The organism is Plantibacter sp. VKM Ac-2876, assembly GCF_015350715.1.
GTDB classification, from domain to species: Bacteria; Actinomycetota; Actinomycetes; order Actinomycetales; family Microbacteriaceae; genus Plantibacter; species Plantibacter auratus.
The window spans coordinates 614,413-628,278 of record NZ_JADKSI010000002.1; the positions used below are offsets into that span (position 1 = coordinate 614,413).

Annotated in this window: 17 protein-coding genes, 2 tRNA genes and 1 riboswitch; of the genes, 5 read left to right on the plus strand and 14 right to left on the minus strand. The window is 69.0% G+C overall.

Annotated features, from left to right (window positions below):
- Positions 1-7: 7 nt before the first annotated feature.
- From ITJ62_RS09235 to ITJ62_RS09245, 3 genes are all read right to left on the minus strand, one after another.
- Positions 8-1,453 carry an amino acid permease gene (locus ITJ62_RS09235; RefSeq protein WP_194601217.1) on the minus strand — a complete coding sequence of 482 codons (1,446 nt, stop codon included), beginning with the start codon at positions 1,451-1,453 and terminating at the stop codon, positions 8-10.
- A 105-nt stretch (positions 1,454-1,558) separates the two neighbouring features.
- A complete protein-coding gene (locus ITJ62_RS09240) occupies positions 1,559-2,083 on the minus strand; it encodes a hypothetical protein (protein ID WP_370581878.1) in 525 nt (174 codons plus the stop codon).
- Positions 2,084-2,105: 22 nt separating this feature from the next.
- On the minus strand, positions 2,106-2,564 hold the full coding sequence (locus tag ITJ62_RS09245; RefSeq protein ID WP_194601220.1) for a single-stranded DNA-binding protein: 459 nt from the start codon (positions 2,562-2,564) through the stop codon (positions 2,106-2,108).
- A gap of 282 nt (positions 2,565-2,846) precedes the next feature.
- Between ITJ62_RS09245 and ITJ62_RS09250 the strand changes: the two genes are divergently transcribed.
- Positions 2,847-3,047: a hypothetical protein gene (locus tag ITJ62_RS09250; RefSeq protein WP_064295136.1), complete on the plus strand. Its 201-nt coding sequence runs from the start codon at positions 2,847-2,849 to the stop codon at positions 3,045-3,047.
- 109 nt (positions 3,048-3,156) lie between these two features.
- Positions 3,157-3,843: a hypothetical protein gene (locus ITJ62_RS09255; RefSeq protein WP_370581879.1), complete on the plus strand. Its 687-nt coding sequence runs from the start codon at positions 3,157-3,159 to the stop codon at positions 3,841-3,843.
- A 69-nt stretch (positions 3,844-3,912) separates the two neighbouring features.
- Here the strand turns inward: ITJ62_RS09255 and nadE are convergent, their stop codons facing one another.
- From nadE to orn, 4 genes are all read right to left on the minus strand, one after another.
- The gene (gene nadE / locus ITJ62_RS09260) at positions 3,913-4,734 is read right to left on the minus strand and encodes an ammonia-dependent NAD(+) synthetase (protein ID WP_194601241.1); all 822 of its coding nucleotides are present in this window, start codon (positions 4,732-4,734) and stop codon (positions 3,913-3,915) included.
- A 91-nt stretch (positions 4,735-4,825) separates the two neighbouring features.
- A complete protein-coding gene (locus tag ITJ62_RS09265; protein WP_064295133.1) occupies positions 4,826-5,176 on the minus strand; it encodes a metallopeptidase family protein in 351 nt (116 codons plus the stop codon).
- Positions 5,177-5,231: 55 nt separating this feature from the next.
- A tRNA-His gene (locus ITJ62_RS09270) sits at positions 5,232-5,307 on the minus strand.
- 50 nt (positions 5,308-5,357) lie between these two features.
- Positions 5,358-5,978, minus strand: a complete 621-nt coding sequence (gene orn / locus ITJ62_RS09275) for an oligoribonuclease (protein WP_064295132.1) — start codon at positions 5,976-5,978, stop codon at positions 5,358-5,360.
- A 52-nt stretch (positions 5,979-6,030) separates the two neighbouring features.
- Between orn and ITJ62_RS09280 the strand changes: the two genes are divergently transcribed.
- Both ITJ62_RS09280 and ITJ62_RS09285 read left to right on the plus strand, forming a co-directional pair.
- A complete protein-coding gene (locus tag ITJ62_RS09280) occupies positions 6,031-6,255 on the plus strand; it encodes an SCO4848 family membrane protein (RefSeq protein WP_064295131.1) in 225 nt (74 codons plus the stop codon).
- A gap of 30 nt (positions 6,256-6,285) precedes the next feature.
- Positions 6,286-6,358: transfer RNA gene (locus tag ITJ62_RS09285), tRNA-Arg, on the plus strand.
- 109 nt (positions 6,359-6,467) lie between these two features.
- Here the strand turns inward: ITJ62_RS09285 and ITJ62_RS09290 are convergent.
- From ITJ62_RS09290 to dinB, 6 genes are all read right to left on the minus strand, one after another.
- Positions 6,468-7,040 (minus strand): hypothetical protein, encoded by a 573-nt coding sequence (locus tag ITJ62_RS09290; RefSeq protein ID WP_194601245.1) that lies wholly within the window; start codon positions 7,038-7,040, stop codon positions 6,468-6,470.
- Positions 7,037-7,837: an energy-coupling factor transporter transmembrane protein EcfT gene (locus ITJ62_RS09295; protein WP_194601248.1), complete on the minus strand. Its 801-nt coding sequence runs from the start codon at positions 7,835-7,837 to the stop codon at positions 7,037-7,039. Before ITJ62_RS09295 ends, ITJ62_RS09290 begins: the two co-directional genes overlap by 4 nt.
- Positions 7,834-9,231 carry an ABC transporter ATP-binding protein gene (locus ITJ62_RS09300; RefSeq protein WP_370581880.1) on the minus strand — a complete coding sequence of 466 codons (1,398 nt, stop codon included), beginning with the start codon at positions 9,229-9,231 and terminating at the stop codon, positions 7,834-7,836. The genes ITJ62_RS09295 and ITJ62_RS09300 overlap by 4 nt, the downstream gene beginning before the upstream one ends.
- 86 nt (positions 9,232-9,317) lie before the next feature.
- Positions 9,318-9,947, minus strand: a complete 630-nt coding sequence (locus ITJ62_RS09305; RefSeq protein ID WP_086473536.1) for an ECF transporter S component — start codon at positions 9,945-9,947, stop codon at positions 9,318-9,320.
- A gap of 36 nt (positions 9,948-9,983) precedes the next feature.
- Positions 9,984-10,092, minus strand: a riboswitch (TPP riboswitch).
- 50 nt (positions 10,093-10,142) lie between these two features.
- The gene (locus ITJ62_RS09310; RefSeq protein ID WP_079705686.1) at positions 10,143-10,472 is read right to left on the minus strand and encodes a hypothetical protein; all 330 of its coding nucleotides are present in this window, start codon (positions 10,470-10,472) and stop codon (positions 10,143-10,145) included.
- A 9-nt stretch (positions 10,473-10,481) separates the two neighbouring features.
- Positions 10,482-11,780, minus strand: coding sequence for a DNA polymerase IV (gene dinB, locus ITJ62_RS09315; protein WP_194601282.1), 1,299 nt, complete (start codon positions 11,778-11,780; stop codon positions 10,482-10,484).
- Positions 11,781-11,862: 82 nt separating this feature from the next.
- Between dinB and ITJ62_RS09320 the strand changes: the two genes are divergently transcribed.
- The gene (locus tag ITJ62_RS09320) at positions 11,863-13,188 is read left to right on the plus strand and encodes an acyltransferase (RefSeq protein WP_194601285.1); all 1,326 of its coding nucleotides are present in this window, start codon (positions 11,863-11,865) and stop codon (positions 13,186-13,188) included.
- On the opposite strand, the gene ITJ62_RS09325 is transcribed toward ITJ62_RS09320, so the two are convergent.
- Positions 13,159-13,755: a hypothetical protein gene (locus tag ITJ62_RS09325; RefSeq protein ID WP_194601288.1), complete on the minus strand. Its 597-nt coding sequence runs from the start codon at positions 13,753-13,755 to the stop codon at positions 13,159-13,161. The genes ITJ62_RS09320 and ITJ62_RS09325 overlap by 30 nt on opposite strands.
- Positions 13,756-13,866 lie beyond the last annotated feature (111 nt).

Sequence of the window (13,866 nt, forward strand, 5' to 3'; positions counted from 1 at the left end):
GTCCAGTCTACGGCCGGACCCGCCGTTTGCGCTGCACGACGACGCCCGCGACGACGGCCGCCGCCGCGATCGCGCAACTCGTCGTCACCTCGAGGAGCCGGGCGGGTCCGCCGAAGAACATCGACACCAGCAGCGCGACGAGCGCGACGACGACCACGACCGTGAGCCACGGGTGTCCCCACATGCGGATCCCGCCGACGCGGTCGCTGCTCTCCGACGCCGAGACCTGGTCGAACCGTCGGCTGCGCAGTTGGGCGACGGCGATCACGATCCACACGAAGATCGCGATCGCGCCGGTGGAGTTGACGAGGAACGTGAAGACCTCGTCCGGTGCGAGGTAGTTCAACAGGACGCACGCGAGCCCGACGACGGCCGAGCACAGGATCGCGACCGCCGGCGTGCCGCGCCGCGTCGTCGCGCGGACCGATCGTGGGGCCTCCCCGCGGCCGCCGAGCGAGAACAGCATGCGCGACGCCGTGTACAGCGAGGCGTTGAGCGTCGACAGCAGGGCCGTGAAGACGATGATGTCCATCGCCACCCCGGCACCGGGGATCCCGGCGGCGTGCAGCATGGTGACGAAGGGACTGATCCCCGGCGTGATCTCCGTCCACGGCACCACGATGAGGACGACCAGGATCGAGCCGATGTAGAACAGCAGGATCCGCCAGACGACCGAGTTCACCGCTCGCCGGACGGCACCCTTCGGGTCCACCGATTCTCCTGCCGCGATCGTGGCGACCTCGGCACCGAACATCGAGAAGATGATGGGCAGCAGCGCCGCGAGGACGCCGCCGATGCCGAACGGAAGGAAGCCCCCGTCGGTCGGGGCGAGGTTGGCGACGGTAGCCGTCTCGGTCGGGATGACGCCGACGATGATGAGCGATCCGAGCGCGATGAACAGGATCACGGCCGTGATCTTGATCGACGAGAACCAGAACTCGAACTCACCGAACGACTTCACCGAGACGAGGTTGGCGGCGAGGAATGCGACGGTGATCACAAGCGCCGGGATCCACTGCGGGAGACCGGGCACCCACTGGCTGACGATCTGCGCTGCTGCCGTCGCCTCGATGCCGACGACCACGACCCAGAACCACCAGTAGAGCCACCCGATCGCCAGACCGGCCCAGGGACCGATGAATCGCGAGGCGTAGGCGGAGAACGACCCGGTCTCGGGCGACGCAGAGGCCATCTCCCCCAGCATGCGCATGACGAGCACCACGACCACGCCGGCCAGGGCGTACGCGAGGATCACGCCGGGCCCGGCCGCGAGGATCGCCGTGCTCGACGCCACGAGGAGCCCGGCGCCGATCATGCCGCCCAGGGCGATCAACGCCAGATGACGAGGCTTGAGCGTGTGCGCCAGCGCCGTCGGCGCAACGGCCAGACGTTCGTCGGCCAGGAAGACGGCCTCGGTGGCAGGTTCCCCGCCAGGTGATGGATTGGCGGTCATGCAGGCCCTCGATTCCGGATCGAGCCACCCAGGAGGTGGCGATATCTGAAATTTCAGGTTATGGCATGCCAACAGCTGGCGCCAGCCCGGGAGTGGTCGGCGGCTCTACCAGTCGATCGCGCGGGTGACCCCGATGAGGCATCGCCCGGTGTCGAGCTGCGACACCACCGACGAGTGGTACCCCGTCGCCGGCCCGTTCTGCCCGAGGATGCATTGTCCTTGCCACCGGATGGCGAACTGGATCGAGTCGGCCGGCTCGCCGATGCTCGTCGTGTCCGAGGAGACCTCCATCTCCGCCTTCGGGAAGCCGGCGGCGACGAGACCGTCGATGATCGCCTGGCCGCCAGCGGCGGGATTCGCGGCGAGCGTGGCGGCGTTGACGGCGTCGAAGTACGGCAGGTTGTCGGTGGCGGTGCCCTCGAGGAGCAGCACCGGCGCCGCCGGAGCCGTCTCAGTGGCGGTCGGCGTCTGGCTCGGCGTGGCCGTCGGCTCGGGAGCAGGCTGGGTGCAACCGGTCACGACGATGCCGAGCAGGCCGAGCACCACGCCGACCCGGACGCCGGCGATCGACGAGCGACGACGGATCGAGGTGACGGCTGAGACGGGGCGATCGCGGAGGCTCTTCTGCACGTCGAGCAGTCTACGCGGCGCGTCAGAACGGCGTGTCCTGCGGCGGTGCCGACGCCCACTCCCCGGTTCCGGATCCGGATCCGGTCGACTCGGATGCGGCGGACGCCGGACTCGCCCCCGCGCCAACCGGCGACTCACCGGCCCCCTTCGGTTGCCAGCCGATGTCCGGCCCGATGTGATCGGCTTCGATGTCGACCGACGTCCCTCGTCGCTCGCCCTGCTCCCAGTCGCGGATCCGCAACCGGCCGAGCACGATGACGCGTTGTCCTTTGACGAGCGATGTGGCGGAGGCGGTCGCCAATCCACGGAAGGCGCTCACCGTGTACCAGTTCGTCTCCTGCGCCACCCAGGAACCCTGCTTCTGGTCGTACCGACGTTGCTGCGACGCCAGGCGGAAACTGGTGATGTCCAGCCCGGACGTCGTGCGATGGTGCTTGGGGTCTGTCGCGATGTGTCCGCAGACGGTGATCTGGTCGTTCATGGGTTCCTCTCCTGTCGGTCCGACGATCCTGGCGGCGGATCGCGCAAGCGTCCGGGGCGGGTCCGTGCCGATCGCCGCCCCGGACGCGCTGTCAGCCTCACCGATCCCGTAGGCCCCGTGTCGAGCCGGGCGGCCCTCGTCGATGTCCACAACCGCGCACCTCGCTGTGGAGGACCCTCGCTCCGCTCTGACCAGGGCCGATGTCGGTGGCCCCGCATACGCTGACGAGTACCAGCCGGCAGTCCCAGTCCGGTATCGCCCCACCAGCGCACGAGGAGTCCCATGCCCAACGCCCTGAGCATCCGTCCCGGCTACTGGCGCGTGACGACCCCCGACGGCCGCGTGCTCGGCAACATCGAGGCCGTCGGAGCGGACGGCGTTCCGGAGTACCGGGCCAACCGGTTCCGACCGGCGGTCCTCGGGTACGCCCCATTGGGCAGCTTCAGCGATCTCGCGGTCGCCATCGACGCCTTCCGCAACTGAGCGACGACCCTCCCGCCGTTCCCGTCGAACCCGGTGCGTCGCCCGTGTTCACGCCCGAACGAGGGGTAGTCTGCGGCCCATGCAGTGGTGGAATGACTTCGTAGAGTGGGTGACCTCAGCTGAGGTCCGCCCCATGCTGTTCGCTGCGGCCCTCTTCATCGTGGCCGTCGTGGTGTCCTCCCTCGTCGCCGCCGGCGCAAGCCGTCGCGCGCTGCGAGCCATCGTGGACCAACGCGACCGAGAGCAGAAGAACGTCGCGATCCTGGCGCTCGTCGACGCCGCCACCGAGGCCAGCGTCTGGAACTCGCTCACCCCGCAGGAGCAGGTGCTCAGCGATCGGGCCGTCGCCCAGGCCGACACCCTCGTGCGACTCAGCCCGATCAAGGGTGCGGCCGTCGCCGCGGACTGGGCGAATCACCAGCTCCACGAGATGAAGCGCAACTCCGCGACGTTCGGGTACGAGTTGGACCCGGTGGTCGAGGACTTCCGCGACCGCCTCGTCGAGTGGTCGAAGAAGCCGGCACGGGCCCGTAAGGACTTCGACGGCGACCTCCGTCGCTGGCGCGCCGAGTCCAGCGGATCGGAACAGGCGCTCGTCGCGGAGCAGGAGTCGTGGGTCGCCAAGCAGCACCACGAGCACTACGCCGGTGTGAAGCCCGCGTCCACCGCCCCGGCTTCACGGCCCGGCGACATCACCCGCTCGACGGGTGGCACGATCAACACCAGCACGACGCAGCGCATCATCGACGATGTCGCGGTCCTGGAAGCCGAACGCAAGCAGTCCAGCGTCAGCTGACCATCAAAACCGACAGACGGCGGCCCGATCATCCGATCGGGCCGCCGTCTTCGTGTCACGCGTGCGTGGTCAGCGCCACCAGGTGTCGAACTTGCTGACCGGGACCTGTCGCTTGTGCTCCGTCGCCGCGTACCGGGCCTCGATCGCTTCGGCGGCCGCCGGATCGATCTCGCTCCCCTCGAGGAAGTCGTCGATCTGCTGGTAGCTGAGCCCGAGGTTCTCCTCATCGGTCTGGCCGGGGGTACCGTCGAGGAGATCGGCGGTCGGGGCCTTCAGGTACAGGCGTTCCGGAGCGTCGAGCGACTCCAGGAGCGCCCGCCCCTGACGCTTCGTCAGGCCGCTGAGCGGGAGCACGTCGGCCCCGCCGTCGCCGAACTTCGTGAAGAAGCCGGTGACCGCCTCGGCCGCGTGGTCCGTCCCGACCACCAGGAGCCCCTGCTGACCGGCGATCGCATACTGCGCGACCATGCGTGCCCGGGCCTTCGCGTTGCCCTTGACGAAGTCGCTGAGGGGTTCGCCGGTCGCATCCGCGTACTCGGCTTCGAACCCGTCGACCGCACGCTGGATGTTGAACACGACGGAGTCGTCCGGACGGATGAACGACAGCGCCAACTGGGCGTCGTCCTCGTCGTGCTGGACCGCGTAGGGCAGACGGACGGCGACGAACCGGGCCTCCCCGCCCTCGGCTCGGACCTCTTCCGCCGCGAGCTGGCACAGGCGCCCGGCGAGCGACGAGTCCTGTCCCCCGCTGATCCCGAGCACGAACCCCTTCGTGTGCGTCGCCCGCAGGTACGACTTCAGGAAGTCGATCCGGGAACGGACCTCGGCCGCCGGGTCGATCGTGGGGCTGACATGGAGTTCCGCAATGATGCGGGCCTGGATCTCGCGCATGTCCCCAGGCTACTCGCTCACCGGAGGCGCACCCGGAACTCCGAGGCACTTGCAACACACCGGAAACACGGCTCGGTGGGCGAGGCGGGTCTCAGGCCCAGCCGAGCTCGTGCAGCCGCTCGTCGTCGATGCCGTAGAAGTGCGCGATCTCGTGGACCAGGGTGGTGTGGATCTCGTCGGCGAGCTCGTCGAGCGTCTCGCACGCCGCCAGATGCGGCTCGCGGTAGACGATGATCCGGTCGGGCATCTCGCCGAAGCCGTAGCGGTCGCGCTCCGTCAGGGCGACGCCGTCGTACAGCCCGAGTGTGTCGAGCGTGCCGTTCTCAGGACGGTCCTCGACGACGAAGACGACGTTGTCGAGACCGTCGACCATCTCGTCGGGCAAGCGGTCGAGTTCGTCCACCACGAGGGCTTCGAACGCCTCGGTGTCCAGCTCCAACATGCCCGCTCCCCGGATACGACAGAAGCCGGAGGGATCCTCCGGCTTCTGTACGACATGGGGTGAGTAACGGGGCTTGAACCCGCGACCTCCTGGACCACAACCAGGCGCTCTGCCAACTGAGCTATACCCACCATGCGACCTGCTCCGCGGAGACCGCGTCACAAGCGACTGGACGAGTCTATTACATGTTTGGGGCGTACCGTGACACGACCGCTTCCGAAACCTGCTTCGCGTCGTCGGAGGACGGGCCGGGGAGGTCGACGAACAACGCTCCGCGGTAGTAGGCGAGCTCACGGATCGACTCGAGGATGTCCGCCAGCGCTCGGTGTCCGCCGTGCTTCGACGGGGCGTTGAAGTAGACCCGCGGATACCACCGACGGGCCAGTTCCTTGATGGAGGAGACGTCGACATTGCGGTAGTGCAGGTGGGCGTCGAGCCGCGGCATGTACCGCGCGAGGAATCCTCGGTCGGTCCCGATGGTGTTCCCGGCCAGCGGCGCCTTCGACTCGTCGGGGACGAAGCGCTGGATGTACTCGATGACCTGGAACTCGGCGTCCGCGACGCTCACGCCGTTCGGGATCTCCTCGAGCAGCCCCGACGTGCGGTGCATGTTCGTCACGAACTCACCCATGTTGTCGAGTGCCGACTGATCGGGCTTGATCACGACGGAGTAACCCGGGTCGAGGATGTTCAGTTCGAAGTCGGTGATCACGACGGCGATCTCGACGAGTTCGTCGACCTCCAGCTCGAGTCCGGTCATCTCGCAGTCGATCCAGACCAGACGGTCCCCAGCTGTGCTCATGGGTCGAGTCTACTCAGCACGACCGACGCCGCCGGTTCCGTAGACTCGAGCGGTGATCATCGCCATCTCCGTCCTGCTGCTCGTCAACGGTGTCTACAACGTCGTCGTCTGGCCCCGCTTCCTCAAGCGGATCGTCGCCGACCCGCGTGCCCGCGACGATCAGGGACGTGCGACGACGTTCCTGCGCGTGCACGTCATCCTCATCAGCATCGCCCTCGTCCTGGCAGCCCTGTCGCTCGTCTTCGGTGTCCTCGGCCTCCTCGGCGTCGGCGCCTGAGACACCGCTGCGGTATCCTGGACGACGCCCGCCTCCGTAGCTCAGGGGATAGAGCAGGAGCCTTCTAATCTCTTGGTCGCAGGTTCGAATCCTGCCGGGGGCACCTCGCACGACATCGCGGACCCTTCTCATCTCTTGGTCGCAGGTTCGAATCCTGCCGGGGGCACAACCCTTCGACAAGCTTCGGGGACCGGGAACCCGGACCTCGGGTCTCAGGAACGGAGCCAGGGGCTCCAGCGTTTCGCTTCGTCGCGCGCAAGGACATCAAGGACGAGGGATGAGACCTGGTCCGCGGCACCGGTCGCCTCGATTCGGAGACCGGCGTCGAGATCGGGCCGCTCCCGCACGATGAACGCGTCCTCCTGGAGGGTCCACCCCGCGAGCCAGTCGACGCCGTCCCCGCGTCCGATGAGGCGGTCGGTGCGCTGCACCACCGGCGCGTCGAGCCACAGCACCGTGTCGGCGCACACCCGCGACGATCGCGACGACGACCCGCAACCCTCGACGATGAGTGGACGGTCGCTCGGCACGTGGTGCGCCTCCGCACGGGCGGACCGTTCCCAATCCCAGCGCCGCCACTCCCCCGCGCGCCGCTCGGCGAACGGTTCGAGGATCCACTCGACGAGGAGTCGAGCACCCTCGTCGAGCCCCTCCCACCCCGGATACAGGTCGTCCATGTGGACGACCGTGCTGGCCGTCAACGCGGACGCCACCGAGGAGGCGAGCGTCGTCTTCCCCGTGCCCGACCGACCGTCGATGAGCAGGACCGGCGGAACCGCGCTCATTGACCCACGACCCGGAACGTACCGGCGAGGACCGCCGTGGACAGCGCGAGGGCCATGATCACGATCGTCACCAGGACGGCAATGAGATCGGCCCGGCCCAGGCGGGACGGTCTGGCCCAGGTGCGTTCGATCGGTGCCCCGAACCCCCGCGCCTCCATCGCCGTCGCGAGTTTGCTCCCGCGGCGGATGGCGAACACCAACAGCACGAACGCCATGGACGCGAACCGCCGGACCACTCCCCGGTCCCCCAGCCCACGGGCACGACGGGCGAGCGCGAGACTGCGCCAGTCGTCGATGAAGAGTCCGAGCATCCGCGCTCCAGCGAGGATCCCGAGCACGAACCGCGACGGCAGCTTCGCGATCTGGGACAAGCCGTCGGCCAGATCGGTCGGATCCACCCGCGCGAAGAGCAGGATCGTCGGGAGACCGAGCGCCAACACGCGGATCGTCACGGCGACCGCCAGTTCGATCGAGTTGTCCGTCACGCGGACGAACCCGAGCGACAGGTACTCCGTCCCTCCCGGCTTCGCGTACAACAGCATGCTGATCCCGCCGATGGGCGCGAAGACGAGCACCGGCAGGGCCCGCTTCAGCAGCGTGGTGAACCGCAGGCCGGAGAGCGGGAACAGCATCACTTCGAGCAGCACCGCCGTGCTCGCACTCACCCAGTCGATCGTCAGCAGCAACGGGACGGACAGGATGAGGACGGCCAGCACCTTCGTCACCGGATTCACCCGGTCGAGTGGCGGTCGATGGTGCAACACCGTCGAGCGCTCCGCTGCCGTGACGCTCGTCATGCGGCCCGCCTCTCGAGCTCCAGCGGTTCGAGGAGGATGCGATGGTCGCCCAGATGCTCGACGACCCCCGCGTCATGCGTGACGGAGACGATCGTCGCGCCGCGCTCGAGCTCGTGCTGCAGCAGGCGGACGAGTGACAACCATGTGCGTCGATCCTGCCCGAACGTCGGTTCGTCGAGGACCATGACCGCCGGCCGGGCGGCGAGGACGGTGGCCACCGACAACCGGCGCTTCTGGCCGCCCGAGAGACTGAACGGGTTCGCCTCGGCGAGACGACCGAGACCGAGCGCCTCGAGGATCTCGGAGACCCGCTCGTCGATGGCGGTCCGGGACCAGCGGAGCGCCTGCAGGCCGACACCGAGCTCGTTCCGCACGGTCGACGAGACGAACTGGTGCTCCGGATCCTGGAAGACCGTCCCGATGCGCGTGAGCAACTCGGTGGACTTCCAGCGGATCGGCCGGGACCCCAGCCTGCCGGCGAGCTGCGGAGCGGCGGTCACCGTCCCCGCGATCTCCGGCAGCAGTCCCGCCAGCGTGAGCGCGAGCGTGGACTTCCCCGCCCCGTTGGGGCCGACGATCACGGTCGCCGCGCCCTCGGGCACCGCGAGCCCCAGGTGCTCCTGCACCGGCTGCGTCCGCGTTCGACCGATCGCCAGGTCGTCGGTCGTGATGACCGCCGCTGATGGGCCGGACACCGGACGAGGGGCCAACCCCAGCGGGATGCCCGGCACCCAGACGCCCGCGTCGGCCAGGCGCTGCCCGACATCGTCGAGGACGAGGTCGGGCGGTCCGTCTGCGAGGACACCGCCGTCGGCGTCGAGCACGACGACCCGGGTCATCAGCTCGCGCCAGACGTCGACGCGGTGTTCGATGACGACCAGGGTGGACGAACCGTCATCGACGAGCCGAGCGACGGCGTCCCGCACCTCGGCCACCCCGGCCGGGTCGAGGTTCGCGGTCGGTTCGTCGAGCAGGAGGAGCGAGGGGTGCATGGCGAGTACGCCGGCGAGGGCCAGCCGCTGTTTCTGACCGCCGGACAGCGCCGAGGTCGAGTGGTCCAGCGGCAGGTCCAGTCCGACGGCCTCCAGCGAGGCGTCGACGCGGCGCCAGATCTCCTCGCGCTCGACGCCGAGGTTCTCGCAGCCGAAGGCGACGTCGTCGCCGACCTTGGACAGGATCACCTGCGAGTCGGGATCCTGCAGCACGAGCCCGATGCGACCCCTCGCTCGTTCAGGCGGAACGCCGTCCACGAGGAGCGAGCCGTGGGACTCCCCTTCGTCCGCACCGCCGAGGACGCCAGCCAGTGCGTGGATCAGCGTCGACTTGCCGGCACCGGACGCCCCCAGGAGGAGGACCCGTTCGCCCGGTTCGATCACGAGGTCGAGGTCGCGCACCGCCCAGGCCTTCCGACCGGCATGACGCCACCCCCAGTCCCGCGCGACGATGCGCGCCGGACCGGTCGCAGCCGCTCCCGGCACGATCAGACCTCGCGCCGAGCGTCCCGCCCCGACGCGAACCGACTGAGCGCTCCGGTCGACGCGAGTGCCCTGACGAGTGCCCAGCCGACGACACCGGCGAGGATCGCGCCCGAGACGAGCAGCGAACCGAGGTAGATCGCGTTGAACTCGACACCCTTCTCGAGGTTTCCCGACATCACGAGCTCGAGGAGCCATGCGCCGGCCCCGGCTCCGGCACCGGCGAGGATCGCCGGAACGAGGCCGAAGCGCTTGTACGCGAGCGCCGCGAACACCAGCTCGGCGCCGAGGCCCTGAGCGAGCCCGGAGTACACCGTCGTGACGCCCCATGCGTTGCCGATGAGGGCGGAGACGATCGCTCCGATGGTCTCGACGAGGAGCGCTGCGCCGGGCTTCCGGATGATGAGTCCGCCGAGCACCCCGCCGAGGAGCCAGATTCCGACGGCGATCCCGCCGAAACCGGGCGTGACGGCGCTGGCGCCCGCGTACCAGAGTGATCCGAGCGTGTTCCACGCCCAGAAGATGAGGCCGGTCGCGACGCCGAGCACGGCGACCACGACGATGTCGACGACCCTCCAGCGCAAGGTCCGCGACGCAGCGCGTTCAGAGGGTGAGATCTTGGTCGATGCTGACACGATACGTGCCCTTCCTGTAGACGGAAAAGAGCACGGGATAGCGAGAAATGGTCTCCCTGCGCTGGCATGATCCAGATCAGGTTCGACGGTCGAAGGCGAATACCTTCCTCTCAGCCCGGTTCACCGGACTCCCGTGGTGGCACGAGTCTAACCCCTGCCGTGCGCAGTCGCACGACAGGGGTTGGACGCGGAGGGCTACTTCTTGAGGGCCTTGATGAGGCCGGCCAGCGCCTTGCCGCTCACCCAGATGAACGGGATCGCGACGGCGATGAGCGAGATGAGGTTCGGGTCGAAACGGAGACCCTCGTCGGTCTTGATGTAGGCACCGACCGGGATCGAGACGCCACCGCCGCCACCGCCGCTCGGGGCGTCGTCGCCGTCGCCCTCGGAGCCGCCGCCGAAGCCGTAGTACGTCAGCGCGACGGGCACGAGCTTCGTGCCGTCGACGTCCTGCTGCTCACCGTAGGCTGCGGACACGCCGAGCCCCTTCGCCTGTTCTGCCAGCTTCTCCACGAGATTCGTCATACCGCGAGGCTACCGCTCGGTATCCACCGGTCCAAGGGGTTGATCCGTGCTCCCAGCACCCTGCGAGTCTCCGCGACTGCCGAGTCCGCGACGCCTCGGCTTGCCGAGGAGGGAGGCGGGAGCGATCGCGAGATCGCCGAACCGGCTCGCAACCCGGTCGATCGTCTGCTCGGCTTCACGCCACTCCTCGTCCGGGTCCCAGAGCCCGGCGCCGGCCTCATCGGCTGGGACGAGCTGGTCGACCTTCACCCCGACGAGGCGCACGAGGCGTCCGCCGCGATCGAGGTCGTCGAACAGCGACGCCGCCTCGTCGTAGACCCGACGCCCGACGTTCGTGGCCTCGCCGATAGTGCGCGACCGGGTGATGACGCTGAAGTCCGCATAGCGGACGCGGATGCTGATCGTCCGGCCGGCGTAGCCGCCCTTCCGGAGCCGGATCGCGACGAGACCGGCAAGGTTCAGCAGCTCGCGCTTGAGGATGGTCGGGTCGGAGACGTCCGTCGGGAAGGTCACCTCGTGGCTGACGCTCTTCTCGCGTCGTGCCAACTCGATGCCGCGCGGATCGATCCCGTTCGCGAGCTCGAGGAGTCGGCGACCGGAGGCCTCACCGACCGCGCGCTGGAGCATCGACAGCGGGGTGGAGGCGAGCTGACCGATGGTCCGGATGCCACGATTCGTCAGCTGCTCCTCCGTCCGGCCACCGACGCCCCACAGTGCGCCGACCGGCAACGGATGGAGGAACGCCAGGGTCTCGTCGGCGGGGACGACCAGGAGGCCGTCGGGCTTCGACAGTCCGGACGCGAGCTTCGCGACGTACTTCGTCGCCGCCAGGCCGACCGAGCACGGCAGGCCGGTCGCGTCGAGGACCCGCTGCTTCACGAGCGCGGCGATCGTCCTCGGGCTCCCGAGCAACCGGACCGCGCCGGAGACGTCGAGGAAGGCCTCGTCGATGCTCAGGGGCTCGACGAGCGGCGTGACCGACTCGAACACCTCCATCACCCGGTCGGAGTACTCGCGGTACCTGCCGTGGTGGGGCGGCAACACGACGGCGCTCGGACAGAGGCGCATCGCCTGGGACACCGGCATCGCCGCGCGCACGCCGTACCGGCGAGCCTCGTAACTGGCGGAGGTGACGACCGACCGCCCCTCCTTGTTGCCGACGATGATCGGCAGACCGCGCAGCTCGGGCCGTTCCAAGAGCTCGACCGAGACGAAGAACGCGTCCATGTCGACGTGGAGGATGGGGGTACCGCTGTCGTCGGCATCGTGCGCCGAGACGCGACGAGACGCTCCATCCTGCCGACTCATGACTCCATTGTCGCAGTCGCCTCCGACACGCTCTCCACAGGGGCCAAGGAGGGAGGGCTCGGCGACGCTAGGCTGTCCGGCGATGAGCACGCGAACGCGGACCGGGTCAGCCCCGGCGGTCCCAGACCTCTCCGGGCGGGACCTCGCCCTCGACCTCGTGCGCGTCGCGTGCGTCGTGACGGTCGTCATCGTCCACCTCCTGATGGTCGCGGTGGCCGTCGAGCCGGACGGCGCGATCGGCATCTCCCGAGCGTTGGAGCAGCAACCCTGGTTCGACACGGGTACCTGGTTCGGCCAGATCATGCCGCTGTTCTTCATCGTTGGCGGCTTCGCGACGATCACCGGCTGGCGCAGCACCGTCCGACGTGGTGGCGGGACCAGCGACTTCCTCCGGTCCCGGGTCTTCCGACTCGCCCTGCCGACGATCCCGGTCCTGCTCTTCCTCGCCGCGGGGCTGTGGCTCGCCGGGGCGCTCGGCGTCGACCCCGCCATCATCGAGGCCGTCGCCGCAGGCGTCGGGTCCCCGCTCTGGTTCCTGGCGGCCTACCTGCTGTGCCAGGCGGTCGCCCCGTTCCTCGCCACCTGCCACGACCGCCACCCCTTCCTGACCTGTGCGGCACTGCTGGCCGGCGTGATCCTCGTCGACGTCGTCCGTTACTCGACCGGCCTCCTCGGCATCGGTCTCGTCAACCTGGTGTTCGTCTGGCCACTGCTGCAGCAGTTCGGGTTCTTCCTGGCCGACGGACGTCTCCGCTCCGTTCCGCGCCTCGTCCTCGTGGCCGTGGTGCTGGTCTCCTACGGTGCGCTCGTGCCGATCACGACCTGGCTGCCGTACTCGACCAGCATGCTCGGCAACCTCAACCCACCGACCCTCCCCCTCGTCGTCCTCGGCGTCGGGCAGCTCGCCCTGCTCGCCCTGGCGCACCCGCTGCTCACGGCGATCATGCGGACCCGCGCCGCGCGAGCCGTCGTCTTCCTCATCGGGTCCCGGCTGATGACGGTGTACCTCTGGCATCTCCCCCTGATCATCGCGGTCGCCGGTCTCCAGCTCGCCCTCGGTATCCCCTTCGCGGAACCGCTGAGCGCGGCATGGTGGTGGACCCGACCGGTCGTACTGCTCGTCGTCGCGGTCCTGCTCGCGGGCGTCGGCACACTCCTCGGCCGCGTCGAGCACCCTCGCAAGCTGCGCCTCGACCCGGAGCGCAAGCCTGCACACGTCGCCGTGTGGATCGCGCTCGCGAGCGCCTTCATCATGCCCTTCGCGGAGATCTCCCACCCGCTCACCGCCGCGATGGCGGCTGCAGGTGCTGTCGGCTCGATCATCGCGGTCGTGCTCCTGAACCCGACCCGTCGGCCGGTCGAGCGCGTCGCGAGCGGATCAGACCAGGCCGTGGACCAGCGGCCGTAGCCATTCGCGGAAGGCCTCGCGGTCGTCTCGGAGCGACTCACTGACCACGATCGTGTCGGGCGCGACCACCCAGGCCCCCGGTCGGCAGATCGGGAGCACCTCGAGGTCCAACCGGAACGAGCTGGATTGTCGGCGCAACTCGAACTGGCGCTCGCGGATGAGTTCGTAGACGTCGGTGAGACGGCTCGGCGATCGACCTGCGAGCGCGCGTTCGTACTCACGGATACGAGCCGACGCCCAGCGGTGCGCCTCGTCGTACGCCCGGTAGGCGAGCTCCTGCAGATCGAGGGCTCGATCGAACACCTCGAAGTGTGGTGGACCGACCTCGGCCATGAAGAGGCGCGTGTCGCGACGGACGATCCCGGTCCACCAGCCGTCGAACTGGACCGCGAGCGCGTCGAGGTCGAGGCCGGCGACGTCGACCCGCTCCAGCCCCGGCGTGACTGCGGGAAGCTGCGCGACGCATCGCTCGCCGAGCCCTGCCATGTCGCGGAACGCGAGCGCCAGCATGAGGGCCATCGGAGCGTCTTCCGTGACCTGCCACCGCATGGTGCCTTCGACCAGCATGGCGGAAGTGTATGCCGGGCCCGCAGTCGGCACCAGGGCTTCCCCTGGCCGACGACATCGGGCCCGTGCCGCCGTCGTCGACGGTGGCATGGGCCCGATGGTGCAGCAGAG